General features: G+C 57.2%; 23 protein-coding genes. 11 read left to right on the top strand and 12 right to left on the bottom strand.

Features of this window, described 5'->3' with window-relative positions:
* Positions 1-186: 186 nt before the first annotated feature.
* From idnR to ROR01S_RS21125, 4 genes are all read right to left on the bottom strand, one after another.
* A complete protein-coding gene (gene idnR, locus ROR01S_RS21140) occupies positions 187-1,179 on the bottom strand; it encodes a DNA-binding transcriptional regulator IdnR (protein ID WP_004858486.1) in 993 nt (330 codons plus the stop codon).
* Positions 1,180-1,244: 65 nt separating this feature from the next.
* On the bottom strand, positions 1,245-2,534 hold the full coding sequence (locus tag ROR01S_RS21135; RefSeq protein ID WP_015585052.1) for an MFS transporter: 1,290 nt from the start codon (positions 2,532-2,534) through the stop codon (positions 1,245-1,247).
* 104 nt (positions 2,535-2,638) lie between these two features.
* Complete coding sequence (gene idnO / locus ROR01S_RS21130; RefSeq protein ID WP_004858480.1) at positions 2,639-3,403, bottom strand: gluconate 5-dehydrogenase; 765 nt, start codon at positions 3,401-3,403, stop codon at positions 2,639-2,641.
* Between the two features lie 179 nt (positions 3,404-3,582).
* The gene (locus tag ROR01S_RS21125) at positions 3,583-4,782 is read right to left on the bottom strand and encodes a multidrug efflux MFS transporter (protein WP_064359853.1); all 1,200 of its coding nucleotides are present in this window, start codon (positions 4,780-4,782) and stop codon (positions 3,583-3,585) included.
* A gap of 303 nt (positions 4,783-5,085) precedes the next feature.
* Between ROR01S_RS21125 and ddlA the strand changes: the two genes are divergently transcribed.
* The gene (gene ddlA, locus ROR01S_RS21120) at positions 5,086-6,183 is read left to right on the top strand and encodes a D-alanine--D-alanine ligase (protein ID WP_064359852.1); all 1,098 of its coding nucleotides are present in this window, start codon (positions 5,086-5,088) and stop codon (positions 6,181-6,183) included.
* A gap of 101 nt (positions 6,184-6,284) precedes the next feature.
* Here ddlA and ROR01S_RS21115 read toward each other — a convergent pair whose 3' ends face one another.
* A complete protein-coding gene (locus tag ROR01S_RS21115) occupies positions 6,285-6,494 on the bottom strand; it encodes a DUF2754 family protein (protein ID WP_004858472.1) in 210 nt (69 codons plus the stop codon).
* A 254-nt stretch (positions 6,495-6,748) separates the two neighbouring features.
* On the opposite strand from ROR01S_RS21115, the gene ROR01S_RS21110 reads away from it, so the two are divergent.
* Entirely contained in the window at positions 6,749-7,051 is a 303-nt protein-coding gene (locus tag ROR01S_RS21110) for a DUF2755 family protein (protein ID WP_004858469.1), read from the top strand.
* On the opposite strand, the gene ROR01S_RS21105 is transcribed toward ROR01S_RS21110, so the two are convergent.
* From ROR01S_RS21105 to ROR01S_RS21095, 3 genes are all read right to left on the bottom strand, one after another.
* Positions 7,048-8,175: a DUF1615 domain-containing protein gene (locus ROR01S_RS21105; RefSeq protein ID WP_088912022.1), complete on the bottom strand. Its 1,128-nt coding sequence runs from the start codon at positions 8,173-8,175 to the stop codon at positions 7,048-7,050. The genes ROR01S_RS21110 and ROR01S_RS21105 overlap by 4 nt on opposite strands.
* Positions 8,176-8,215: 40 nt before the next feature.
* The gene (gene sbmA / locus ROR01S_RS21100; protein WP_004858462.1) at positions 8,216-9,436 is read right to left on the bottom strand and encodes a peptide antibiotic transporter SbmA; all 1,221 of its coding nucleotides are present in this window, start codon (positions 9,434-9,436) and stop codon (positions 8,216-8,218) included.
* Between the two features lie 119 nt (positions 9,437-9,555).
* Positions 9,556-10,068 carry an isochorismatase family protein gene (locus ROR01S_RS21095; protein ID WP_463667031.1) on the bottom strand — a complete coding sequence of 171 codons (513 nt, stop codon included), beginning with the start codon at positions 10,066-10,068 and terminating at the stop codon, positions 9,556-9,558.
* 221 nt (positions 10,069-10,289) lie between these two features.
* Here ROR01S_RS21095 and ampH point away from each other — a divergent pair, with 221 nt between their 5' ends.
* The 3 genes from ampH to olsF all read left to right on the top strand — a co-directional run bounded on the left by ampH (position 10,290) and on the right by olsF (position 14,439).
* Positions 10,290-11,447 carry a D-alanyl-D-alanine-carboxypeptidase/endopeptidase AmpH gene (gene ampH / locus ROR01S_RS21090; RefSeq protein WP_004858455.1) on the top strand — a complete coding sequence of 386 codons (1,158 nt, stop codon included), beginning with the start codon at positions 10,290-10,292 and terminating at the stop codon, positions 11,445-11,447.
* Between the two features lie 115 nt (positions 11,448-11,562).
* Positions 11,563-12,537 (top strand): porphobilinogen synthase, encoded by a 975-nt coding sequence (hemB, locus tag ROR01S_RS21085; RefSeq protein WP_004858446.1) that lies wholly within the window; start codon positions 11,563-11,565, stop codon positions 12,535-12,537.
* A 183-nt stretch (positions 12,538-12,720) separates the two neighbouring features.
* Positions 12,721-14,439 carry a bifunctional ornithine lipid synthase OlsF gene (gene olsF / locus ROR01S_RS21080; RefSeq protein WP_015585058.1) on the top strand — a complete coding sequence of 573 codons (1,719 nt, stop codon included), beginning with the start codon at positions 12,721-12,723 and terminating at the stop codon, positions 14,437-14,439.
* 103 nt (positions 14,440-14,542) lie between these two features.
* Here olsF and tauD read toward each other — a convergent pair whose 3' ends face one another.
* From tauD to tauA, 4 genes are read right to left on the bottom strand one after another with little or no spacing between them, the layout of a single operon-like run.
* Positions 14,543-15,394, bottom strand: a complete 852-nt coding sequence (gene tauD / locus ROR01S_RS21075; protein ID WP_004858441.1) for a taurine dioxygenase — start codon at positions 15,392-15,394, stop codon at positions 14,543-14,545.
* Positions 15,391-16,218 (bottom strand): taurine ABC transporter permease TauC, encoded by an 828-nt coding sequence (gene tauC / locus ROR01S_RS21070; protein ID WP_004858438.1) that lies wholly within the window; start codon positions 16,216-16,218, stop codon positions 15,391-15,393. The genes tauD and tauC overlap by 4 nt, the downstream gene beginning before the upstream one ends.
* A complete protein-coding gene (tauB, locus tag ROR01S_RS21065; RefSeq protein ID WP_004858436.1) occupies positions 16,215-16,982 on the bottom strand; it encodes a taurine ABC transporter ATP-binding subunit in 768 nt (255 codons plus the stop codon). Before tauB ends, tauC begins: the two co-directional genes overlap by 4 nt.
* Before the next feature lie 11 nt (positions 16,983-16,993).
* Positions 16,994-17,956 carry a taurine ABC transporter substrate-binding protein gene (tauA, locus tag ROR01S_RS21060; protein WP_004858433.1) on the bottom strand — a complete coding sequence of 321 codons (963 nt, stop codon included), beginning with the start codon at positions 17,954-17,956 and terminating at the stop codon, positions 16,994-16,996.
* 476 nt (positions 17,957-18,432) lie between these two features.
* Here tauA and ROR01S_RS21055 point away from each other — a divergent pair, with 476 nt between their 5' ends.
* From ROR01S_RS21055 to fbpC, 6 genes are all read left to right on the top strand, one after another.
* Entirely contained in the window at positions 18,433-19,062 is a 630-nt protein-coding gene (locus ROR01S_RS21055; protein WP_015585060.1) for a response regulator transcription factor, read from the top strand.
* On the top strand, positions 19,062-20,603 hold the full coding sequence (locus ROR01S_RS21050) for an MASE1 domain-containing sensor histidine kinase (RefSeq protein WP_015585061.1): 1,542 nt from the start codon (positions 19,062-19,064) through the stop codon (positions 20,601-20,603). The genes ROR01S_RS21055 and ROR01S_RS21050 overlap by 1 nt, the downstream gene beginning before the upstream one ends.
* Positions 20,604-20,663: 60 nt before the next feature.
* A complete protein-coding gene (gene uhpC, locus ROR01S_RS21045; RefSeq protein ID WP_227499836.1) occupies positions 20,664-21,989 on the top strand; it encodes an MFS transporter family glucose-6-phosphate receptor UhpC in 1,326 nt (441 codons plus the stop codon).
* The gene (locus ROR01S_RS21040) at positions 21,989-23,020 is read left to right on the top strand and encodes an ABC transporter substrate-binding protein (protein ID WP_004858421.1); all 1,032 of its coding nucleotides are present in this window, start codon (positions 21,989-21,991) and stop codon (positions 23,018-23,020) included. The genes uhpC and ROR01S_RS21040 overlap by 1 nt, the downstream gene beginning before the upstream one ends.
* A 75-nt stretch (positions 23,021-23,095) precedes the next feature.
* A complete protein-coding gene (locus ROR01S_RS21035; protein ID WP_004858419.1) occupies positions 23,096-25,174 on the top strand; it encodes an ABC transporter permease in 2,079 nt (692 codons plus the stop codon).
* A gap of 11 nt (positions 25,175-25,185) precedes the next feature.
* Entirely contained in the window at positions 25,186-26,232 is a 1,047-nt protein-coding gene (gene fbpC, locus ROR01S_RS21030; protein ID WP_064359850.1) for a ferric ABC transporter ATP-binding protein, read from the top strand.
* Positions 26,233-26,308 lie beyond the last annotated feature (76 nt).

Here is a 26,308-nt window from a genome sequence, read left to right as displayed (position 1 = left end):
CATACATTCGCCATCGGATACCAGTATTATTTTTTAAAAATGGTTGTTTATCTCTCAATATAATAAGCGAAACGTTTTGCTCATTCGACGATCGCCACCAGGAATAAACTCAAGGCAAGAACAATACCTTTCATAACTAAATTCAATAGATAATAATAAAAAAGAATATTGCTATTCCGGTAATAATTATAACGTATCGCCATAATATATCTGATAGGCCAAATTCACGCTATCTGGCGCGTCTTTCCCCGCCAGACGGGCAATCAGGATTTCACTCGCCGTTTTACCGATGTCATAACGAGGAGTAATGACGCTGGCGATTTTTTGCAGCCGCGCGCGACCAATTTCCAGCCCGTGGAAGCCGGCAATCGCTATCTCCTGCGGCACCGCAATCCCCTGCGCCTGACACTCCAGCAGCACGCCGACCGCCAGATCGTCATTGGTACAAAAAATCGCGTCGATATCCGGGTGCGACTGCTGCATTTGCAGGAACATCTGCCGGCCCAGCGCCACCGAGGAGATGGTACGCGGCGTGATGTGATACGCCTGCAGGCCACAGGCCGCCACCGCCTGTTCAGTCCCGCGGAAACGACTCACATCGCGGGGATCGTCCATCGAACCAAAAAAGGCGATTTTTCGTTTGCCGCTTTCGAGAAACGCATGAGCCATATCCCAGCCGGCTTTCTCGTTATCAAATCCCACCTGGATATCGAGCGGCTGCCCGCCGATGTCCATCAGCTCCGCGACCGGGATGCCGCTGGCGCGGACATACTGGATCATGCGGTCAGTGTGCTGCTTGCCGGTGAGAATCAGCCCATCGATATTGTAGGAGAGTAAATTGAGCACTTCGCGCTCTTCACGCTGCGGATCGTAGCCGTAATTGGCAATCAGGGTCTGATACTGGTGGGCAGAAGTGACGGATTCAATACCGGCGAGCACATCGGCGAATATCTGGTTACGAAAGGAGGGAATCAGCACGCCGATGGTTTTACTGCGGGCATTGAGCAGAATCTCCGGCGCCCGGTTAGGAATATAGTTGTTCTCTTCCATGACCTTAGCGATCAATTCACGGCTACGCTGCGATACCTGGCCTGGGTCTCGTAAATAACGGCTGACCGTCATTTTATTAAGCCCGGCCAGGTTCGCGATATCCTGTAATGTCATCCGGTTGTTTTTCATCGGGTTCTCTGCGACAAACGACTCATATGCTCGCAGAGAACCTTACCACAGCAGCTTCGATTCTGTTAACCCGCAAGCTTTTTTGTCGTCATCAGCGCAGCCGTTCGATCGTCGTTGGCCCGCACGTTGTACATCAGCACCACCGATGCCAGCAGCGCAATGGCCATAAAGGTGTACGACGCGCCAGGCCCGCCCATGATGCCATTCAAATATCCCACCAGCCAGGCGCCAAGGAACGCACCGAGCGCGCCGAAGCTATTAATTAATCCCATCGACACCCCCGACACGTTGCGCGGCAGCAGCTCCGGGATCAGCGCGAAAAAGGGACCATACGGCGCATACATACAGGCGGCGGCGATAACCAGCAGCCCGTAGGAGAACCAGAAAGACTGATTGCCGATCATCCAGGAACCGAAAAACGCCACGGCGGCAATCAGCAACAGCGGCCAGATGAACAGTTTACGATTCTGGAATTTATCCGACAGCCAGGAGACCGTCAGCATCAGACAAATCGCCGCCAGATAGGGAACCGCCGCCAGCCAACCGACGGCAACGATATCCATCTGCGCGGCATTTTTCAGAATTGACGGCATCCACATCATGAAGCCATAAACCCCGATACTCCACAGCGCATGGACGGCGCACAGCATGATTACGTTTCGTGAACGCAGCGCCTCGCCATAGTTGCGCACCGGTTTGATATGGCTCTGTTCGCTATCCATCGCCTGTTGCAGAACCTGCTTCTCCTGCGCATTCAGCCAGGAGACTTCCGACGGTTTATCCCGCACCAGAATCCACCAGCAGATAGCCCATAGCACCGCCGGAATGCCTTCGATAATAAACATTTCCCGCCAGCCCCAGGACTGAATCAGGTAGCCGGAGACAATCGACATCCACAATACCGTCACCGGGTTGCCAAGAATCAGGAAGGTATTGGCGCGTGAACGCTCGGTTTTGGTAAACCAGTTGCTGATATAAATCAGCATCGCCGGCATCACCGCCGCCTCGACGATCCCGAGCGTAAAGCGAATAACCATTAACATCGGAATATTGCTGACAAACCCGGTGGCCGCCGCGCAAAAGCCCCATAATACCAGGCTGAAGAAAATCATTTTTCGTACGCTGCGTTTTACGGCGTACATCGCACCGGGAACCTGGAAAAAGAAATAGCCCAGGAAGAACAAAGCGCCAATCAGTGATGCCGTTCCTTTGGTAATACCTAAATCACTTTCAATACCGGCAGCGGCGGCAAAACCATAATTCGCACGATCGAGATACGCCAGACTATAGGTAATAAAAATTACCGGCATTAAATACCACCAGCGACGCGCTGGTAATTTCGCGAGCATTTGCATATGCCATCCTCAGATAAAGTGCATAATCAAACGGGGGTCATTATTTTATATATTCATCAGCTTTTTGGCGGCCGACGTGCGGCCGCTAAAAGGCGATGCAGGACTCAAACGGCGGCAAGCATCCCGCCATCAACAAACAACAGATGTCCATTCACAAAATTAGCCGCCGGGGAGGCCAGATAGACCGCGGCGCCAATTAATTCTTCCGGTTTTCCCCAGCGCGCAGCTGGGGTTCTTTGATACAGCCAGGCAGAAAAATCCCGATCGTTAACTAATGCTGCGGTCATTTCTGTGGCAAAATAACCCGGAGCAATACCATTAACCTGAATATTATATTCGGCCAGCTCCACACACATTCCACGCGTCAGCATTTTGACCGCCCCTTTCGATGCGGCATACGGTGTAATAGTCTTACGACCTAATTCACTCTGCATTGAACAAATATTAATTATTTTCCCTGAGCGGCGCGTCATCATATATTTAGCCACCTGCTGAGAAACAAGGAAAACCCCTTTCTGGTTAACCTCAATCACCTGGTCCCATTCATCCTCAGGAAATTCGGTGAAGGGATAACGACGCTGGATCCCGGCGTTGTTAATCAAAATATCAATCGCCCCGATCTGCGCCTCAATCCGCGCAATGGCCTGTTCAACCTCGACGCTGCGGGTAACATCGAAAGCCACGCCCGTCGCACGATAGCCCTGCTCACGCAGCGCCTGCGCCGCGGCGTCTGCTTTCTGCTGCGTGCGGTCATTGATAATAATCTCGGCCCCATACTCCGCCAGACCTTCCGCCAGCAGATAGCCAATACCTCTGGCGGAGCCGGTGATCAGCGCGCGCTTGCCGGATAAATCGAATAAATTTCTCATAAAAACTCTTTTCCATGTACTGTTATGCGTAACTGTATACGCGTAACAGTTGTATTTTAAAGAGGGAAAAGAAGAGAAATGATCAATTTGTGATCAGTGCGACATTTACAGGAGACAGGCAGAAGATGGACATCTGAACGCGGCATTTACGCCCGGGCGTAAATGCCGCGAGAAAGGCGCTAGGCGGCGGTACGGCGACTGCGTTGCAGCATCACGGCCAGCTGCCAAAGGTTAACCAGCACGATAACTGCGGTTGCGATAAAGACCCAGCGAAAACCGGCCATTGCCGATACCGAAGCGCCAATCAGCGGCCCGACCACATTTCCCAGGTACATAAACGACTGGTTATAACCGAAAATACGCCCGGTCACCTTATCACTGCTGTATTTGAGCAGCAGAGTCTGCACCGCCGGCAACATTGCGCCATCGGCAAAGCCCAGCAGAAAACGCAAGACGCCCAGCTGCAGCGGGGTGGTGACGAACGACATGGCGAAAAACATCACCACCGCGCAGCACAAAGTGGCCAGCAGGATGCGCGAGGTTCCGATGCGATCGCCAAGTTTGCCTAAACGCGGCGCGGAGATCAGCGCGGAAACTCCGGGTACCGCGGCAATCATCCCGGCGAGAAAGGCGATATTGTTGCTGTCCGGCGCCATTGACTTGATAAACAACGCCAGTATGGGGCCGATAGAGCCATTGCACAGTTGAATGACCAGGGTTGTGAAAAACAGGCTAATCACCAGCCCAGGATAAGGTAGCGACGCCAGCACTTCCCTGCCGCTTAAGCGATCGGCCTTGCTGGTCTGCGGCCGGACGCCCTCTTTAATCAGAAATAGCGTGACAAGAAAACTGACCGTCAGCAGAATCGCGGTGATAAAAAAGACCGCCCGCAGCCCAACATGGTCGGCCAGGAAGCCGCCCAGTAGCGGCCCGCCGATAACGCCGCTGATTTGCGCCGTCGATAGCGTACTGAGCGCCCAGCCGCTGCGTTCCCGCGGTACCTGAGAGGCCACCAGCGCCATCGCGTTCGGAATATAGCCTGAGGTCAACCCCATTACCGCACGCAGGATAAACAGCTGCCAGACGTTGGTGGCGAAGGCCTGAAGCAGAATGGCAATCGCCATACCCAGCGAGGCGCGCAGCAGCATCAGCTTACGCCCTTTACGATCGGCCAGACTGCCCCACATGGGTGAGACAATAGCCGATACAAGGAAGGTGACGCTGAACGTCAGCCCCGACCACATCGATAACGCCTCGTGAGACGTCACGCCGAGCTGAGAAACATAAAGCGGCAAAAAAGGCAGAATTTGACTGATCGCCAGGCCGGTGAAAAAGCAACCAAACCAGACGGAGATGAGATTGACCTTCCAGGATTCCATAACTACACGTATTCATTAATTTTTTGTGAATTATTACCTAGCTTAGCAATTTCCACTCATCGACGTATTACCAGAGATGCGCTGAGCCTGAGTTTAGTGTTTTATCGCTCGATTAAATTTTTTGTCGAACATTATCAGGACCAACCGCCGCCCCTTCAGCGCGTTCTGCTGACCTGCAGGGTGCGCTGGACGGCAATCGAACAGCTTTTAGCCTGCCGCTTTCCAGGAGCAACATTCTGGCAGCCATGCGCGCATTGCACATGCTATGTTATGTGCTTTGTTGTCATCAGGATGGAAGTTGAAATGGCTAAGATGAGGGTTGGGATCGTTTTTGGCGGTAAGTCGGCAGAACATGAAGTGTCGCTGCAATCGGCGAAAAATATCGTTGAAGCAATTGATAAAACACGCTTTGATGTCGTTCTGCTCGGCATTGATAAACAGGGACTCTGGCATATCAACGATGCCGGTAACTATCTGTTAAACCCGCAGGATCCTGCCCGTATCGCCCTGCGTCCTTCCGACGTCACCCTGGCGCAAATTCCTGGCCGTGACGCGCAGCAGCCGATCAACGCCGACAGCGGCCAACCGCTGGCCGCCATCGATGTGATTTTCCCGATTGTTCACGGTACCCTCGGGGAAGACGGATCGCTGCAGGGCATGCTGCGCATGGCTAACCTGCCCTTCGTCGGTTCCGACGTCCTCGGGTCCGCCGCCTGTATGGACAAAGACGTCACCAAGCGCCTGCTGCGTGATGCCGGACTGGCGATTGCCCCGTTCATCACCCTGACCCGCGCCAATCGCCAGCAGTTCAGCTTTACGCAGGTGCAAGACAAACTCGGCCTGCCGCTGTTCGTCAAACCGGCCAACCAGGGTTCTTCGGTAGGCGTCAGCAAAGTCAACAGCGAAAAGCAGTACCAGCAGGCGGTCGCGTTGGCCTTTGAATTCGACCATAAAGTGGTGGTGGAACAAGGAATTAAAGGACGGGAAATTGAGTGTGCGGTGCTGGGGAACGATCATCCTCAGGCCAGTACCTGCGGCGAAATCGTCCTCAACAGCGAGTTCTACGCCTACGATACCAAGTACATCGACGATCAGGGGGCGAAAGTGGTGGTTCCTGCGGCCATTGCCAGCGATATCAACGATAAAATTCGCGATATTGCCATTCAGGCCTACCAGACGCTGGGCTGCAGCGGCATGGCCCGCGTTGATGTTTTCCTGACGGAAGAGAACGAAGTTATCATCAACGAAATCAATACGCTGCCAGGTTTTACCAACATCAGTATGTATCCGAAGCTGTGGCAGGCCAGCGGCCTGGACTACACCAGCCTGATCAGCCGCCTGATTGAACTGGCGCTGGAGCGCCATGCGGCAGACCGCGCGCTGAAGACATCCATGAACTGATTGTCTTTTCCCGGGTGACGGCGCGTGGCGCCTTACCCGGGCTATCTGGGACGCAGCGCCGCAATCCCGGCCACCTTCCCGCTACGGAGAACGCGTCCGGCCTAGGCTTCTTCCACCCCGGTCTGGCGGCGGCGGATAATCTTTCCTGCAATCCAGAAGCTAATCACCCAGGTCACCAGCCCGACGGCATAGGATTGCCAGCCTTGCGTTTCAAAGCCCAGCAGCCCCACCACGCCGTTCAGAATAAAAATTAATCCCAGCGCAAACGCGTAGTAATGCCAGTCACGGCGAATTTTTTCAGTGAGTTTCATGGCCCCTCCGACAACAAAAAAAGCATCTTCGCACAGCCGGAATCCGCGGTCTGTAGCCCCGGGGAGAATTATCACACATTGGGATATCGCTCTAAGTTCCGCAAAATGATCCGCCCACCCGCTCCCGGGTAGAAAACAGGAATATTCCTGGTCGTAAATTACCAGCAATCTGATACTGAGAACCCCTTCCCGCTGCCAGAATAATCGCTATGCCGCGATGCACACCAGCAGGTCAGTCAAGTTCGGAGGGTAAGATGGCTGAGTTCGCCTTTTCAAAATCACTTATTGCCGCTAAAAAAAGAAGTGCCATCACCCGCAGCAATATTGCCTATGCCCTGTTTGTGCTGTTCTGTTTCTGGGCCGGCGCGCAGATGTTAAGTATGCTGGTACATGCCCCCGGCGTTTTCGAGCACCTGATGCAAATCCAGGACAACAGCTCGCCCCGAATTAAGATTGGGCTGGCGGTGGGGACCCTGTTTGGTCTGATCCCCTTCCTGTTCGGCGGCCTGTTGATCGGCGTACTGGGGCTTATCCTGCGCTGGAGCGATAATCGCTAGCGACGCGCCATACAGCTGGCCCGCCTCTCATCAACGCGTTTCGCAAACCAGGCCGTGGTCAGATTGCGCGTAATTTTAGGGCTCTCAAGCTGAATCCCCGGCAGTATCTCCCGCGGCAGCGCTTTGCCTGCTTTCTTATCCGCCAGACGGAAAATCTGTTGGTACAGTTCGGTTTTTTCAAACGCCAGGCTGTCGCCTTTTTTCAACTGCCGGTGGATGTCATCATCGCTCATCGCCAGCTGCCCGGCTAAACGGCGTACCGCCAGCTCCGTCGTCCCTGCATCATCGCTATCATAACGAATTAAATCACCGTCCAGCGCCAGCTTCACGCCGCTCGCTTTACTGACGGCATTCTGAAACGCAGCATTGCGGCTGGCGTACCAGCCCGCGTTAAAATCTGCAAAACGGTACAGCGGCACGCTGTAGTTCGCCGGATAGTTGAGCAGGTGCCGGGTACCAAACCACAGGCCGCCGCGCAGGCTGAACACTTCCTGGCGCACGGTGCCGTTGATTTTCCACGGGTAGCCATCGGTATGCTGTTCGGCAAACGCAATGCTCACCTGCATTGGTCCGCCGGTATGCACCGGGTTAAGTGAACCGAATAACTTCTGCCCCATAGGCACCATGCCGATAAAATCGTCAAACACGGCGCTAAGCTGCTTTTCCGTTTTCACGTTATCCAGCCGCTCGCTGTAGCTTTTGCCGTTGGGTGACGGAATTTTCAGCGCCGTGTGCACAAGGAAAACCGGGATATGCATCTTCTCGGCCCGGCGGTCTATCTCTTGCCAGGCGATTTTGCTCAGCCCCGGCACCACCGGATCGGATTGATAGTTGGACTCCTGCTGCGCGACGGCCAGCACCGAACAGACGTTCTCTTCCGTCGGTGCCAGCTTCTGACTTTCGAAGGTTTTGGCAATCGCCTGCGCCCATTCATCCCTGTCCTTCACGCTGGCGGGCATTTTTTGCCGCACCACCGCGGCAACGTCAACGGGCTTTTCGCCCTCTTTCAGTACCGGCGCCGTGTTGCTGGTACAGGCGCTCAGAACAACCCCAGCCAACAGCGTCAGGGCGCAGGAAACTCGACGTGGTACCGCGGCTGCCCTGCACTTTCCTTGTCTTTGCATCATCCTTCAATCTGCCTCTGCTATGGGTGGGGATCGGTAATCAGTTTAGCGTCTGGGTAACAGGCTGCAGCTCTTTACCATCCAGTTCGCGTTCAAAACTACGCAGACGTTTGTAGATGGACATCAGTTCCACCAGCGTCGTCCACGAGCTAATCAGGTACTGGAACGAGCCGCGTACCTGGCCGAACACGTTGGTAATCTGCGTCATCAGGCCCAACGTAATCGTACCGGCAACGATCGACGGAAACAGCAGGAACAAACCGAAAACGTTATCCACCTGCAGATAAAGAATGCGGGCGATGTTGAAATACATGTAGTGGAAATAGAGGCGGAAATAGTTGCGACGAACGGCGCTAAACAGCTCGCGCACTGTCGGCGGCGTGGCGCGGGATTCATCATCTTCGCCATACACCAGCTCTTTACGATACGCCGCTTCCACGCGCTGGTTTTTAAATTCCAGCCCCGGCAGTTTGATCCCCACGACCGCCAGCAGGCCGGTCCCCATCAGTGACCACACCACCGCTGCAATCACCAGGCCATACGGCAGGTGACCTACAATCGGCAGATCCGGCACGTGTTCAGACAGCGTGACCAGCACCGGCAGGAAGGCAATCAGCGTCATCACGGCGTTGATAAAGCTCACGCCCATATCCTCAAGGGTAGAGGCAAAGCGCATGGTATCTTCCTGCACACGCTGAGCGGCACCTTCGATGTGGCGCAGGTGATGCCAGTGGGCCATATAGTGTTCGTTCATCGCCGTACGCCAGCGGAAAACGTAGTGGCTGACGAAAAAGTTGTTCATCACGCCAATTATCACCGCGATCACCGCAATGCCGAGGAACACGCCAATTTCCTGATAGAACTGGTTAATACTGACTTTATGCGGCGTGGCCAGCGCGGTCTGGATCAGATCGTAGAACGGCGCATACCAGGCGTTGATCGCGACCCCAACTTCCACCAGAAACCAGGTTACAAAGATGATCAAAGAGGTGCCGAGAATCGACCAGTATTGCCAGCGGTGTGGGCTGTAGGTAAACCAAAACAGCGCAAAAATGCCCACGCAGAAAACGTAGTAGGCATAAAATACCAGATAATTCAGCGACCAGAATCGCGCAGCGCTGATGGCAACATTTTGTGATGCCCCGGTCAAACGCAGCAGCCAGTCGCCACCGCCCGCCTGCCAAAAGATCACTGCAAGCAGCGACCAGACAAAGGCAGAAAGAAAAAACGGCCCCGGTTTGGGGAAAAAAGATTTAAACATCATCTACTCCTGCTAACTTCTTTATCGTTCTGGCTATGCTGTGTACCACGAAAACGCCCGCCGCATCACTGTAGCAGCCTGGGGAGGGCGGTCGGATGATGAGACCAAATATCAGCAGCTTAGTTCGTCTGCCATTCGGCCAGAATTGTTTCTACGGATTTCACGCGTACGGGATTGCCGGGTACGGTTAGCGTACGCCAGACGTCGTTGTAGTGGTCAATCAGCGTTACGGCCTGCGCAGCCGGACGGTTCGCCGTGGTGTGCGCATCCTCAGCCACGGTGATGGCATAGCCGCGGCTGGCGCCGTTTTTGATGGTGGTATCGACACAGTAATCGGTCGCGCAGCCGCAAATCACGAACTGGTGGATTTGATGCTCGCTCAGTACCTGCTCAAGACGCGTTTTATAGAACGCATCGCAGGCGGTTTTGGTGACATAGAGGGCGTCTGCGGGGGGTTCCAGATCCGCCAGCAGCGCAAAGCCTGCACTCCCCTCTTCCAGACCGCCGTCCTCGGCATGCTGAATAAAAATCACGCGATCCGCGGCGCGAATCAGACGGTTAATATGCGCGACGCAGCGTTCGCGCTCAATACGCGGCGTCGCAAAGACGCCATTTTGCATATCTACTACCATCACCACTCGTTGAGCCGCCATGTTTCTCTCTCGTCACCCGATACATCAAACGCTCATCATACGCGCCCACCGGAGAAAGCGGATATTCGAAAGCATAAAAAAGTCCTTTTTACGCACGGTTACGTTTTTCTGCTAAATATTGTCGTTATTCCACTTCGTTCAGCCGCGCTTCGTAGTATAAATATGCCCTATATCTCTTCTTATCATTATGGATACCCCAGTTGAAACGTAGTCTGCTTATTTTTGCTGCGCTGTGTGCGGCGTCATGGACATCGGTCCAGGCAGCTCAACCGATCGTTGACCCGGAATTTGCCGCCAATGTGGTCGATCGTTACGCCAACCATATCTATTACGGTAGCGGTGCCACCGGCATGGCGCTGGTTGTTATTGATGGCAACCAGCGCGTGTTTCGTAGCTTTGGCGAAACGCGTCCGGGCAACAATGAGCATCCGCAGCTGGATTCGGTTATCCGCATTGCTTCGCTGAGTAAACTGATGACCAGCGAGATGCTGGTAAAAATGCTCGATCAGGGCGTCGTCAAGCTCAACGACCCGCTCAGTAAATACGCGCCGCCGGGTGCCCGGGTACCGACGTATCAGGGCACGCCGATTACGTTGGTCAACCTGGCGACCCACACCAGCGCGCTGCCGCGCGAACAGCCCGGTGGTGCGGCGCATCGTCCGGTCTTCGTCTGGCCAACGCGCCAGGATCGCTGGTCGTGGCTGTCGACAGCATCGCTGAAAGCGGCCCCGGGATCGCAGGCCGCTTACTCCAACCTCGCGTTCGATCTGCTGGCAGACGCCCTTTCTACGGCAGCGGGAAAACCCTATCCGCAGCTATTTGAAGAGCAAATCACCCGGCCGCTGGGTATGAAAGACACCACCTTTACCCCTTCACCGGATCAGTGCCGCCGCCTGATGGTCGCCGAGAAAGGCGCCAGCCCGTGCAACAATACGCTGGCGGCAATCGGCAGCGGCGGCGTCTACTCGACGCCGGGCGATATGATGCGCTGGATGCAGCAGTTCCTTTCCTCCGATTTCTATACCCGCGGGCAGCAGGCTGACCGTATGCAGACGTTGATTTATCAACGTAGCCAGCTAACACGGGTTATCGGTATGGATGTGCCGGGCAAAGCGGACGCTCTGGGTCTTGGCTGGGTCTATATGAAACCGAAAGATGGCCATCCGGGGATTATTCAAAAAACCGGCGGCGGCGGTGGATTCATTACCTATATGGCCATGAACCCGCAGGCAAATATCGGTGCCTTTGTGGTGGTCACCCGCTCATCGCTGACCCGATTTAGCAATATGAGCAACGGTATTAACGATCTGGTCAGCGAACTCAGCGGCGGACAGCCGGCGCCGATCCCGGAGTCCTGATCGTCATCACGGCATGGGTTCCAGGGTAACGTGGGCTTAATGCTTCCTTTGGCGAAACATCTCACCGGAATTTCGGTTAGACTTGTTGTTTTCATTTCACAAAATCAGGCAAACCATGACAGATTTAATCACTCGCCCCCGCCGTTTGCGTCAATCCGCTGCGCTGCGCGCCATGTTTGAAGAGACAACACTGAGTTTGAATGACCTGGTGTTGCCGATCTTTGTTGAAGAAGAAATCGACGATTACAAAGCCATCGAAGCCATGCCTGGCGTGATGCGTATTCCGGAAAAATACCTGGCGCGGGAAATCGAGCGTATCGCCAACGCCGGTATCCGCTCGGTGATGACCTTCGGTATTTCGCACCATACCGACGCGACCGGCAGCGATGCCTGGAATGAGAACGGCCTGGTGGCGCGTATGTCACGCATCAGTAAGGACGCAGTACCGGAGATGATTGTTATGTCCGATACCTGCTTCTGTGAATACACTTCACACGGCCACTGCGGCGTATTGTGCGACCACGGCGTCGACAACGACGCTACCCTGGTGAACCTTGGCAAACAGGCGGTGGTTGCCGCTGCGGCAGGCGCCGATTTTATCGCGCCCTCCGCGGCAATGGATGGTCAGGTGCAGGCGATTCGCCAGGCGCTGGACGCCGCCGGTTTTACCCGTACGGCCATCATGTCCTACTCCACCAAGTTTGCCTCTTCATTCTATGGCCCGTTCCGCGAAGCGGCCGGTACCGCGCTGAAAGGCGATCGTAAAACCTACCAGATGAGCCCGATGAACCGCCGTGAAGCTATTCGCGAATCCCTGCTGGATGAAGCCCAGGGCGCAGATTGCCTGATGGTCAAACCGGCCGGCGCCTATCTTGATATTCTGCGCGATATCCGCGAACGCAGCGATCTGCCCCTCGGCGCCTATCAGGTGAGCGGCGAATACGCGATGATCAAATTTGCCGCTCAGGCCGGCGCTATCGACGAAGAAAAAGTGGTGCTGGAAAGCCTCGGTGCCATTAAGCGCGCCGGTGCCGATCTGATCTTCAGCTACTTCGCCCTCGATCTGGCTGAAAAGAAAATCCTGCGTTAATTTCCCGTCATTCCCCCGGTAGCCCTACGCTTACCGGGGCTACGGCCTGCTCCGGTAGCCCCGTTCAGGCGCCAGCCACAACCCGGGGGAATGAACTCGCGCCAGTCCCAAATCTTCACTCAACTGTAATCTGAGCGACATCTGCACCTTCTACTGTCTGGGCAGGACGGAGGAGGAAGCGCTATGTTTAGTCTCGACAATGTACTCGACGACCTGTGGCCTCAGGCGAGGCCTGCCCCCTGGCAAAAAAAACTACTCAGAAAATTACTCCATGAGGAAGAGTTTCAACAATTTGCCGCTCGCCATCGCCACCTGAAAGGGCTTGATACGGTCGAACAGGTGCTCGAACATCTCAATATCCGCTGCGCCATCCCGGCACACGATCTGGAACAAATCCCTGAACACGGTCCGCTGGTGATCGTCGCTAACCACCCCACCGGCACGCTTGACGGCCTGGCGTTACTCTATGCCGTTTCCCGCGTGCGCCGCGATGTCAAAGTCGTGACTAACCGCCTGTTAACCCATCTTGAACCGCTGAGCTCGCTGTTTATTCCCGTTGACAATATCAACGGCCGTACCGCCAAAACTGCGCTGCAACAGATGGATAACCAGCTGCAGAACGGCGGCGTGCTGATCTTTTTCCCTGCGGGAGAAGTCTCACGCCCGACGCGCCGGGGGATCCGCGATAAAAAATGGCACTCTGGCTTTATCAAACTGGCGACCAGGTACCGCGCCCCGCTGCTGCCGGTATGGATCCGGGCGCACAACAGCGCGCTGTTTTACGCCAGCACTCTGCTCTCCGACAATCTGCCGCTGCTGCTACTGATGCAGCAAATGTTCCGCCGGCGTAACAGCAGCCTGCCGATCGCTATCGGTCAACAGATTGCCTGGTCCTCGTGGTACAGCGCGCAAACGCCTCCGCGCGAACTGGCGGATCGCTTCTATCGCCACGTTGAGCGGCTGGGCAAAGGGATGCCGGGGGTATTTAAAACAGAAAGCGCCATTGCCCGTCCCGAGGATCGCGCCCTGCTTAAGCGCGAGCTCAGCCAGGCGGAGTGCCTCGGGCGCACGGCAGATGGCAAAATCATCTATCTGTGGCAGCGCGACGGTAAGGAAGATGCGCCGCTGCTGCGCGAGCTGGGCCGCCTGCGCGAGATTGCCTTTCGCGCGGTGGGCGAAGGCAGCGGCAAACGCCGCGACGTTGACAGCTATGATGACGATTACCTGCACCTGATTCTGTGGGACGAAGAGGACCTGGAAATCGTCGGCGCCTATCGCTTTATGCCTACCGCCATGCAGCTGGAAAAACGCGGCCTGGAAGGGATCTATAGCTATAGCCTGTTTCACTACGACGCGCGGATGGAGGATATCCTCACCCACGGGATTGAACTGGGTCGGAGCTTTATTCAGCCGCGCTACTGGGGGCGTCGCGGGCTGGATTATCTGTGGTGCGGCATCGGGGCCTGGCTGGCGCGCTACCCGCACTATCGCTATCTGTTCGGCCCGGTCTCCATTTCCGGCGGCCTGCCGCCCGCGGCTCGCGATCTGCTGGTGGCATTCTACCGTCTGTGGTTCCCGGCGACGCATCCGCTGGCGGAATCCCGTCGCCCTTATCCTGCCTCCCTACCGGATGTGCTGGCGCAGTTTGGCGGGGAAGATTACAACGACGACCTGGCGCGGTTAAAATCCCTGCTCGGCAACCTCGGCTGCGCGATCCCGCCGCTGTATAAGCAGTATTCGGAAGTCTGCGAGCCTGGCGGCGTGCAGTTTATCGATTTCGGCAGCGACCCGGATTTCAACAACTGCGTGGATGGTCTGGTGCTGGTAGATTTGACCTATCTGAAGGCCAACCGCTATCAGCGCTATATTGGGGTGCATTTAGACGGGCAAAAATCGGCATAAAGACCTCTTCCCGGAGGCGCGCTATCAGCACTAAATCGGCGCGCATTTATCGCGCGTTATCTCCCGGCCTGCGGCGCGTTGCGCCTTAGCCGGGTGACAGAAATTACCCCGCCCGGTAATAGGGCTTATCCCCGAGAATCGTCGCCCGGTGCATAATGCGCCGCTGCGGCAGGTAATCGGCGTTGGCGTAGTGCTGGGTGACGCGGTTATCCCAAATCGCCACGTCGTTCGGCTGCCAGCGCCAGCGTACCTGAAACTCCGGCTTTGTGACGTGGGCGAACAGGAAGCCGAGCAGCGCCTCGCTCTCTTTTTCCGTCACGTCGACAATGCGGGTGGTGAACCCCTCATTGACAAACAGCGCCTGTTTGCCGGTCACCGGGTGGGTGCGCACCACCGGGTGCAGCAGCGGCGGGTTTTTCGCAACCGCCTCCAGCCAGCGCCGATGCTCCTCTTCGGTTTTGCGGTATTTATACTCCTGGAACGATTTACGAAAATCATGCTCCGCCCGCAGGCCGCTTAGCAGCTGGCGCACAGGCTCAGAGAGCGCCTCATACGCCGCAACGCCGCTGGTCCACAGAGTATCGCCGCCGGTTGAAGGCAGCTCTTTTGCCGCCAGGATCGCCCCGGCGGGCGGCGTCGCAATAAAGGTGACATCGGTGTGCCAGTTATCGTTATCCGGCGGATTATCGTCGTGGGTATCGAGAACGATAATCTCATCAACGCCCGGCGCATGGGGATAAACCGGATGAATATGCAGGTCGCCAAAGCGCAGGGCGAGATCCCGCTGCTGCTCGGGCGTAATGTTCTGCTCGCGAAGGAACACGACCTGATGGCGCAATACCGCGTGATACAGCTGCTCAAACTGGTTGTCGCTCAGCGGGCGGGTAATGTCGACGCCGGAAACCTGCGCGCCAATATATGGCCCCAGCGGGGTAATGCTTAAACGTTCGCTCATTGTACTTCTCCATGCCAGGGCGTCAGGCGACGCTGCAACGCGCGCAGCCCCAGTTCCAGTAAAAAGGCGATGATCGCAATCACCGCGATCCCGGCCAGCACCACATCGGTGGCGAGAAACTCACCGGCGGACTGCACCATAAAACCTAATCCGCGGGTGGCGGCAATCAGTTCGGCGGCCACCAGCGTTGACCAGCCCACCCCGAGCCCGATACGCAGGCCGGTGAGAATTTCCGGTAATGCGCCGGGCAAAATCACCAGCCACAGTACCTGCGCCCGGCTGGCGCCTAAAGATTGCGCGGCGCGAATCCGTACCTGCTGGGCGCTTTTCACCCCCGCCAACGTCGACATCACCACTGGCGCAAAAATCGCGAGATAAATCAGTAATATTTTTGGCGTTTCGCCAATGCCGAACCAAATGATCACCAGCGGCAGCCAGGCCAGCGGCGGCACCGGTCGATACAGTTCGATCAGCGGATCGAGAATCCCGCGGATCGTCGGGCTCAGGCCCATGGCGATCCCGACCGGCACGCCAAGGATCGTCGCCGCAACCAGGGCGACCGCGATCCGTGTCAGGCTCGCCGCCAGATGTTGCCAGAGCGTGGCATCCATAAAGCCCTGCGGGCCGGCAATGACGATCAGTTTCTGTAATACCTGCTGCGGCGGCGGAAGAAACAGCGGGCTAATCAGCTGCAGGGCGGTCACGCCCCACCAGATCGCCAGCAGCACCGCCAGCGTGGCGAAACTCAGCGTCAGCTGGCGGGAGAGCGGCCAGCGCCACTTCAGCGTCCGCGGCTGGGGTTTGTCATTAATCACCACGCTCATGAGAAGGCCTCCCGTTGTTCAAATACCCGGCTCAGGACATATTCACGCTGTGCGATAAACTGCGGGTCAGATTTAATGCTGCGGCAGGACTCGCCGGCGATAAAGCGGCGACCAAAATTCAGCGGCAGCCGCTCCAGCACCCGGCCCGGCCCCGGCGACAGCAGCACCAGTTCGGTGGCCATAAATACAGCCTCTTCAATATCATGCGTAATCAGCAGTACCTGTTTGCCGGTCTCGTGCCACAGGCTAAGCAGCAGGGTTTGCATCTGCTCGCGGGTGAAGGCATCCAGCGCGCCAAACGGCTCATCCAGCAACAGCAGCTGCGGGTTTGCCGCCAGCGCTCTGGCAATGCCGACCCGCTGGCGCTGGCCGCCGGAGAGCTGCCAGATAAAGCGCTTTTCCGCTCCTTCGAGGCCCACTTTCTTCAGCATCCGCACCGCGGTTTCCCGGCGAGCAGCTTTGTCCACGCCCGCCAGCTGGAGTCCCAGCGCGACGTTATCCTGTACGTTGCGCCAGGGCAGCAACCCTTCATGCTGAAACACCACGCCGCGCTCGGCGCCCGGCCCTTCTACCCGCTGGCCTTCGAGGGTGATGCTGCCGTGCTGATAAGGCACGAATCCGGCAATCAGGTTCAGCAGCGTGGTTTTACCGCAGCCGGAGGGTCCGAGGACCACCAGCAATTCGCCGCTGTCCAGCGTCAGGTTGATATCCGCCAGCGCCGGTTTACCGCCGTAGTCGGCGGAAAGATGCGAGATTTGCAGCATCGTGGCCTCCTTTACTTCACAAAACGGTCGGTGACGTACTGGCTGTAGTCGGTGCCGGCCGTCGGGACTTTGCCCTGCTCTTTGAGGAACTTCGCGGTGTCGACGATCGCTTGATTCACCGGACCATTCAGCTCCTGGGCCTGCTGCGCGGCGGTGAGATAGGTATTGCCTTTTACTAGCCCCGGCACATCGGCATCCGGCACGCCGCTCAGGCGCGACAGCTTGCTGATATTATCCGGCTGCTTCAGCCACGCATCCGGATTGGCAATGTACGGTTGCTGGGCATCGATCGCGCTTTTCGCAAAAGCTTTCACAATCTCAGGGTGTTTCTCGGCAAAATCTTTGCGTACCACCCAGACATCCAGCGTCGGCGCGCCCCACTCTCCCACCTGGGATGAGTCGGTCAGCACTTTGCCCTCTTTTTCCAGTTCGTTCACCGCCGGGGCCCAGACATAGGCGCCGTCAATATCTCCGCGCTGCCAGGCGGCAATAATCGCCGGCGGCTGCAGGTTGATAATCTGCACCTGGCCCGGCTTAATGCCCCAGTGTTTGAGCGCCGACAGCAGGCTGTAATGGGTTGTGGAGATAAACGGTACCGCAATGCGTTTACCGATCAGGTCTTGCGGTTTGCTGATGCTCTTTTTCACCACCAGCGCTTCAGAGTTTCCGAGCTTTGACGCCAGCAGGAACACTTCAATCGGCACCTGTTGCGTGGCGGCGACCGCCAGCGGGCTGGAACCGAGGTTGCCGATTTGCACATCGCCGGATGCCAGCGCCCGCACGATGCTCGAGCCACTATCGAATTTGCGCCAGTCAACGGTTGCGCCGCTCGCTTTGGCAAAGGTGTTATCCGCCTGGGCGACTTTCGCCGGCTCAGCGGAAGTCTGATACGCGACGGTGACGTTGACCGCCTGCGCCTGGAATGCGGCCAGTGCCAGTGCGGCAATGAGTGTAATACGCGATGATAGTGCCATAGTGTCTGCTTCCCATAGTTGTTATGGGTGCAGTATTTCCGCCGCGGTGCATTTGATGAAGTAATTAAAAATTCTTGCTAAGAACAAAGTGTTTTTAGAAAAAAAGCGGCAATGCTTATACACAAAACCATTCAAGATACGTCGAAGAGGCAAGGGAACGACAAATCCGTCGGGAACGAATTTGTACAGCCGCAGGCTGCCCCCCGGAGAGAGGCAGGGATGCCTCTCATACAATCCCTGGAGCATAGATAACGATGTGACCAGGGTTTCTGACAAATCTGCGGGAGCGGATTTGAACGCTGCTCGCAGCGGCCTCGTAAGGGGCGGGCCGAGTAATCTACAGCCCACAAAGCGGCAGCTTGAAGGATGACGTGTATTAAGATTTCGTTACATTCGTTACATATCCGCACCCCGGAGATTGCCAGCGCAGCGGCGGCAGGCATCATACAACCATGATTCGCTATGAGAGTATGAATATGATTCGTGTTGTGCTGGTCGATGACCATGTGGTGGTGCGCTCCGGTTTTGCGCAGCTACTCAGTCTCGAAGAGGATCTCGACATCGTTGGCCAGTTCAGCAGCGCGGCGGAAGCCTGGCCGGCGTTATTACGCGACGACGTCAACGTGGCGGTCATGGATATCGCCATGCCGGATGAAAACGGTCTGAGTCTGCTCAAGCGCCTGCGCGCGCAAAAACCGCAGTTTCGCGCCATTATTCTCAGCATTTATGACACCCCGACTTTTGTACAGAGCGCACTCGATGCGGGCGCCAGCGGCTATCTGACCAAGCGTTGCGGCCCGGAAGAGTTAGTGCAGGCGGTCCGTTCTGTCGGCATGGGCGGACACTACCTGTGCGCCGATGCGCTGCGGGCGCTGCGCGGCGGTGAACAACCGGCGAGGGTGCTGGAGGGACTCACCCCGCGTGAACGTGAAGTGTTTGATTTACTGGTCAAAGGCGATAGCGTAAAAGAAATTGCCTTCAAGCTCGATCTCAGCCACAAAACGGTGCATGTCCATCGCGCCAACGTGCTGGGCAAATTGCACTGCCAAAGCACCATCGAACTGGTGCACTTCGCGCTCGACCACCAGCTGCTGGCAGGGCATTAATGTCGCGCAGCCTTCGCCACGGGGTCATTTCGCTGTTCATTGTGCTGGCCTGGGGAACCGGCTGGCTGATGCTGTGGACGCTCGGGTTTTATCTGACCCATAACGGCCAGCAGGCGGCGCTGTTCCTGCCGCACGGCGTCTATCTGGCGCTGCTGATCCTGCTTTCGCGCCGCTACTGGCCCGCGCTAGTGATCCCCCCTCTGCTGATGCTGCTCTGGCTGCGCAGCGAACAGCTGCTGAACGGTTATATTCTGCTGGCCGCGCCGTTGATTAGCCTGCTCCCTGCCGCTCTCGCTCAACAGTTCTGGCATCGTTTTCCTCTCTACTGGCAGCGGCTGACGCTGCTGCTGGCCACGGTGACCGCCAGCGCATTACTCAACACCGCCCTGCTCTCGTCGTTTGTCAAAAGCCCGGCGATGATGCTCGGTCTGGCCTCGTTTACCGGCGGCGTGCTGCTGACGCCGTTTGTCTATCTGATTTTTGAATTCCTGCGCCAGCAACACCGCTACCACCTGCTGGGGCTGGATACCAACAACCCGCCGTTGCGCACTTCGTTAATCATCTGGTGCAGTCTGTTCTTTATCATCGGCATCGGCACCCAGATGGTGCTGTCGCCGGAAATCGAGCGCCTGCTGTTAATTGTGGTGTTTTTGCCAAACGTGGTGATGGCGTGGAAGTTCGGCTGGCAGGGCGGCGTCCTCTCTGGCCTGCTGGGCAGCATGATGATCACTATCGCCCGCCAGGTTGGCGTCGGATTCAGTAATCTGGTGGAGCTGGAAATTTTTCTGGCGACTCAGGCGCTGCTCGGCATCGGGCTGGGCATTGCCATCAGCCGTCAGCAGCATCTGGCGCAAAACCTGCACCACTACCGCCAGCGGCTGGAAACGGAGCTGGCGGCGCGACGGGCGCTGACCGAAAAGCTGATCCACACCGAAGAGGACACCCGCAAAAGCCTGGCGCGCGAACTGCATGACGAAATAGGCCAGAACATCACCGCCATTCAGATCCAGTCGCAGCTGGTAAAACGGGCGCGCGATCCGGCGCAGAGCCAGGCCGCCGCCAGCCAGATTAACGAGCTCGCCCGGCGTATTCACCACTCCACCCGCCAGCTGCTGCGCCAGTTGCGTCCCCCGGCGCTCGACGAACTGTCGTTTAAAGAGGCGCTGCACCATCTGCTCAATGAGTTTGCCTTTGCCGAGCGCGGTATCCGCTGCCATTTTGACTACCAGCTTACCGCCACCCCGGAGAGCGAAACGGTGCGTTTCACCCTCTATCGGTTGCTGCAGGAGTTGCTCAATAACGTCTGTAAACACGCCGACGCCAGCGAGGTCGCCATTGCCCTGTTTCAGCAGGGGACGCGGCTGCGCCTCGAAGTGAAGGATAACGGCGTCGGTATCAGCCCAGACAAAATTGCCGGATTCGGTATCCAGGGCATGCGCGAGCGGGTCAGCGCCCTGGGCGGCGAGCTGACGCTGGAATCGCAGCGCGGGACGCGGGTAATTGTTAACCTGCCCACAAATTTGCAACAAACAGCCTGCTAACCAGGAAAAAGTCTTAGCCACTGCGGACTTTCTCTCATCCCCTTTCGAATTCACTTTCTTATAGTCAGCAAAACGGAGACGGCTATGCACGCACGCTCAGCAACCGACATCAATCAACATTACCGGACGCTGCGTCCACAGCTGCTGATGTACATGGTGATCGGCTATGCCGCGTTTTACCTGACGCGTAAAAGCGTCAACTACGTACTGCCGGCGCTGCAAACGGATCTGGGGCTGGATAAAGGCGATATCGGCCTGCTGGGGTCGCTGTTTTATCTGGCCTACGGCGTGTCGAAGTTTACCGCCGGGCTGTGGCACGACAGCCACGGGCAGCGCTGGTTTATGGGCGTTGGCCTGTTCGCTACCGGCCTGCTGAACGTGGTGTTCGCCTTTGGCGAGTCGCTGACGCTGCTGCTGGCGGTCTGGTCGCTGAACGGATTTTTCCAGGGCTGGGGATGGCCCCCCTGCGCCCGCCTGCTGACCCACTGGTATTCGCGCAACGAACGCGGTTTCTGGTGGGGGTGCTGGAATATGTCGATCAATATCGGTGGGGCGATTATCCCCCTGATTAGCGCCTTTGCGGCCCACTGGTGGGGCTGGCAGGCGGCGATGCTGACACCGGGGATTATCAGCATGGCATTGGGGATCGGGTTAACGCTGCAGCTGAAAGGGACGCCTCAGGAAGAGGGACTGCCGTCAGTGGGCGCCTGGCGCCAGGATCCGCTGGAACTGCGGCAGGAGCAGCAAAGCCCGCCGATGGGGCTATGGCAGATGTTGCGGACCACGATGCTGAAGAACTCCATGATCTGGCTGCTGGGCGTCTCTTACGTGCTGGTCTACCTGATCCGCATTGCGCTCAACGACTGGGGCAACATCTGGCTGACGGAGAGCCACGGCGTCAATTTGCTCAGCGCCAATGCCACGGTCATGTTGTTTGAAGCGGGCGGGCTGCTTGGCGCACTGTTCGCCGGTTGGGGCTCGGATCTGCTGTTCAGCGGCCAGCGGGCGCCGATGATTTTGCTTTTCACGCTGGGGCTGATGGTCTCCGTCGCCGCCCTCTGGCTGGCCCCGGTGCATCACTACGCGCTGCTGGCGGTCTGTTTCTTTACGGTGGGCTTTTTCGTCTTTGGCCCGCAAATGTTGATTGGCCTCGCGGCGGTGGAGTGCGGACACAAAGCGGCGGCGGGTTCGATTACGGGTTTTCTCGGCCTGTTCGCCTATCTGGGGGCAGCGCTGGCGGGCTGGCCTCTGTCGCTGGTCATTGAACGCTACGGCTGGCCGGGCATGTTCAGTTTGCTCTCGGTCGCCGCGGTACTGATGGGTTTATTGCTGATGCCGCTGCTGATGGCGAGCATTACTACCTCTGCTGCTCAAAGGATAAAATAATGAAAAAAACGCTGGTCACTACCCTGATTGCTTCCGGCATTGCGCTGGCGACGCTAAGCGGCGCGGCGCACGCCAAAGGTCGACTGGTGGTCTACTGCAGCGCCACCAACGAAATGTGTGAAGCCGAAACTAAAGCCTTCGGCGACAAATATGATGTGAAAACCTCGTTTATCCGCAACGGTTCCGGTAGCACGCTGGCGAAGGTCGATGCCGAGAAGAAAAACCCGCAGGCCGATGTCTGGTACGGCGGCACCCTCGATCCGCAGTCCCAGGCCGGTGAAATGGGTCTGCTGCAACCCTATCAGTCGCCGAATCTTACGCAGGTGATGGAGCAGTTCCGCGATCCGGCGAAGCTGAAAGGCAACTACTCTTCGGCGGTGTACGTCGGCATCCTCGGCTTCGGCGTGAATACCCAGCGCCTGAAAGAGAAAAATCTGCCGGTGCCAAAATGCTGGAAGGATCTGACCAAAGCGGAATACAAAGGCGAAATCCAGATCGCCGACCCGCAAAGCTCCGGCACCGCCTATACCGCGCTGGCGACCTTCGCCCAGCTGTGGGGAGAAGATCAGGCCTTTGATTACCTGAAACAGCTCAACGCCAACGTCTCTCAGTACACCAAATCCGGTATCGCCCCGGCGCGTAACGCCGCCCGTGGTGAAACGGCCATCGGCATCGGCTTCCTGCACGACTACTCGCTGGAAAAAGAACAGGGCGCACCGCTGGAGCTGATCTCTCCCTGCGAAGGCACCGGCTATGAAATTGGCGGCGTCAGTATTCTGAAGGGCGCGCGCAACCTCGACAACGCCAGGCTGTTTGTCGACTGGGTATTGTCGAAAGATGCCCAGGAGCTGGCGTGGAAAAAAGGCAAGTCTTATCAGATCCTGACCAACACCACCGCCGAAACCTCGCCGAACTCGCTGAAGCTCGACGACCTGAAGCTTATCAACTACGACATGGATAAATACGGCTCAACCGACGTGCGTAAAGCGCTGATCAATAAATGGGTCAGCGAAGTGAAGATGGGTAAATAAGCCCACTCTTGCGGTTAATGCCGGGCGGCGGCTTCGCCCTGCCCGGCCAATACCTTCCTCAACACCGGAACCGCTATGTCACACACACTTGCACTCCATCCCGTGAAAAAACGGGATGCGATATTCCTTTGGGTTTTGTTTGGCTGGCTGGCGTTCGCCCTGCTGCCAAGCTGGAGCCTGGATTACGGTCTGCTGGAGTCCACGCGCGATGAAATCGTCGCGGCCTACGGCTGGTCACAGTTCAATATCAGCTGGCTGTGGTATCTGTTGCCGAGCCTGCTGCTGATTCGTCCATGGCAGGAAGCGGCGCGGGAGCAGCGCGGCCGCCACTACCTCGACGCGGGCTGGGCGCTGTTATGTATGGCGTTTATCGTCATCAGCGCCACCGTTGAAGGTCGTGGGTTAGGCTACGCCACCATCGTGCTGTTTGTCGCGCTGGGCGCTATCATGACACTGGCGCTCACCCGCCTTGAATGGCTGGGCGGCGACCGCTTTGTGATTGGTTCGCTGGTCACCATCGTCGCGTTAATTGGCGTCTTTATCGTCTGGCCGAGCATCGCCATTTTTATCCCGATGTTCACCAACGACGCCGGCGAGTTCGCGCCGCTGGCGTTTATGGCCGTGCTGTCGCAGGCGCATATTGTCCAGGTGATCCTCAACTCCATCGCCCTGTCGATTGCGGTAGGCATCGGCTGCACCTTCTTCGGGCTGGTACTGGCGATTTACACCACCCGCATCGCCAGACGCAGCGCCGTTATTGGCCGCATCTTCTCGATTCTGCCCATCGTCACCCCGCCGTTCGTCGTCGGCCTCGGCGTAACCCTGATGATGGGCCGTTCCGGCTATGTCACCGAGTTTATGGTGGAGTGGTTCGGCTTAACCAACACCAACTGGCTGTACGGGTTTACCGGTATCTGGTTAGCGCAGGTGCTGGCCTTCACCCCAATGGCGTTTATGATCCTCGACGGCGCGATTAAGACTATCCATCCGTCGCTGGAGGAGGCGTCGTACACCCTGCGCGCCAGCCGCTGGCAGACCTTTAACGGCGTCTTCGTCCCGCTGCTGAAACCGGCGCTGGCGAATGCGTTTTTGATCGTCATCGTCCAGTCGCTGGCCGACTTCAGCAACCCGCTGGTGCTCGGCGGCAACTTCGACGTGCTGGCAACGCAGATCTACTTCTACATCACCGGTTCACAGCTCGATTATCAGGCGGCGAGCACGCTGGGCGCGTTCCTGCTGCTGTTCTCCCTGCTGGTGTTTTGTATTCAGTATATGTGGATCGGCAAGCGCTCCTACGTCACGGTCTCCGGTAAGTCCTATCGCGGCGACGTGCAGCCGCTGCCGGTGACCCTGGTGTGGAGCGTGATCGCCATTCTGGCGGTGTGGGTAGCCTTCAACGCCCTGCTCTACGGCAGCATTTTCTACGGCAGCTTCACCGTCAACTGGGGCGTGGACTACACCCTGACGCTGGATAATTTTATCAAGTTGTTCGGTCAGGGCATGAGCGACGGGGCGTGGCCTTCGCTACTCGACACCCTGCTCTACGCCGGGATCGCCGCGCCGATCACCGCCGCCTTCGGCCTGTTGATCGCCTGGGTCGTGGTGCGCCAGCAGTTTAAGGGCAAAAAGACCATCGAGTTCACCACCATGCTGTGCTTCGCGGTACCGGGCACCGTGGCGGGCGTCTCCTATATTCTCGCCTTTAACAGCGCGCCGGTGTACCTCACCGGAACGGCGGCGATTGTGATTATCTCAATGGTGATGCGTAACGTGCCGGTGGGCATTCGGGCGGGCATTGCCGGCTTAGGCCAGATCGATAAATCGCTGGATGAAGCCTCGCTCAGCCTGCGCGCCGGAAGCCTGCGCACCATTACGCACATTCTGCTGCCGCTGCTGCGCCCGGCTATTTTGTCGGCGCTGATCTACAGCTTTGTGCGCGCCATTACTACCGTCAGCGCCATTGTGTTCCTCGTGACGCCGGATACCCGCGTGGCGACGGCCTACATTCTGAACCGCGTGGAAGACGGCGAATACGGCGTGGCGATCGCCTACGGTTCGATTCTGATCGTGGTGATGCTGGCGATTATTTTCATCTTTGACTGGCTGATCGGGGAAGCGCGTATCTCCCGTTCAAAAGCCAAAAACCAGGCGTAATGGAGCGCACTATGAGTCAGAAAAATTTTGTTGAGCTGCGCAACGTCACCAAGCGATTCGGCAGCAACATGGTTATCGACACTATCAATCTCACCATTCCGCAGGGGCAAATGGTGACGCTGCTCGGCCCTTCCGGCTGCGGTAAGACGACTATTCTGCGCCTGGTGGCCGGGCTGGAAAAACCGAGCGAAGGACAGATTTTCATTGATGGTGAGGACGTTACCCATCGCTCGATTCAGCAACGCGACATCTGCATGGTGTTTCAGTCTTATGCCTTGTTCCCGCACATGTCGCTGGGGGATAACGTCGGCTACGGTCTGAAGATGCTTGGCGTGTCGCGCAGCGACGTGAAAGCGCGGGTGAAAGAGGCGCTGGCGATGGTGGATCTGGAAGGATTCGAAGACCGCTATGTCGATCAGATCTCCGGCGGTCAGCAGCAGCGCGTGGCGCTGGCGCGCGCCCTGATCCTCAAGCCGAAGGTGCTGCTATTTGATGAGCCGTTGAGTAACCTCGACGCCAACCTCAGGCGCAGCATGCGCGATAAGATCCGCGAACTGCAAAAACAGTTTGATATCACCTCGCTGTACGTGACCCACGATCAGAGCGAAGCCTTTGCGGTTTCCGATACCGTGCTGGTGATGAATAAAGGTCATATCATGCAGATCGGCTCGCCGCAGGATCTTTACCGCCAGCCCGCGTCGCGCTTTATAGCGAGCTTTATGGGCGACGCCAACCTGTTCCCGGCCGCCTTCAGCGAGGATTTTGTCGATATTTATGGCTATCGGCTGCCGAGACCGCTGCATTTTGCCGCCCAGGGCGAAGGCAGCGTCGGCGTACGTCCGGAGGCGATTACCCTGAGCGATCGCGGCGAGGAGAGCCAGCGCTGCACCATCCGCCACGTGGCCTATATGGGACCGCAGTATGAGGTGACGGTGGAGTGGCACGGGCAGGAAATTTTGCTGCAGGTGAACGCGACGCGGCTGCAGCCGGATGTCGGCGAGCAGTATTACCTCGAAATCCACCCGTACGGGATGTTTGTGCTGGCCGATGCGGCGTAACGGATGCCGGGTGGCGGCTTACGCCTTACCCGGCCTACGGTTCGGATACCTTGCCGGTCGGGTAAGCAAAGCGCCA

The sequence above is a fragment of the Klebsiella ornithinolytica NBRC 105727 = ATCC 31898 genome (genome assembly GCF_001598295.1).
Lineage (GTDB): Bacteria > Pseudomonadota > Gammaproteobacteria > Enterobacterales > Enterobacteriaceae > Klebsiella > Klebsiella ornithinolytica.
This window is presented reverse-complemented; position numbering and strand designations above follow the sequence as displayed.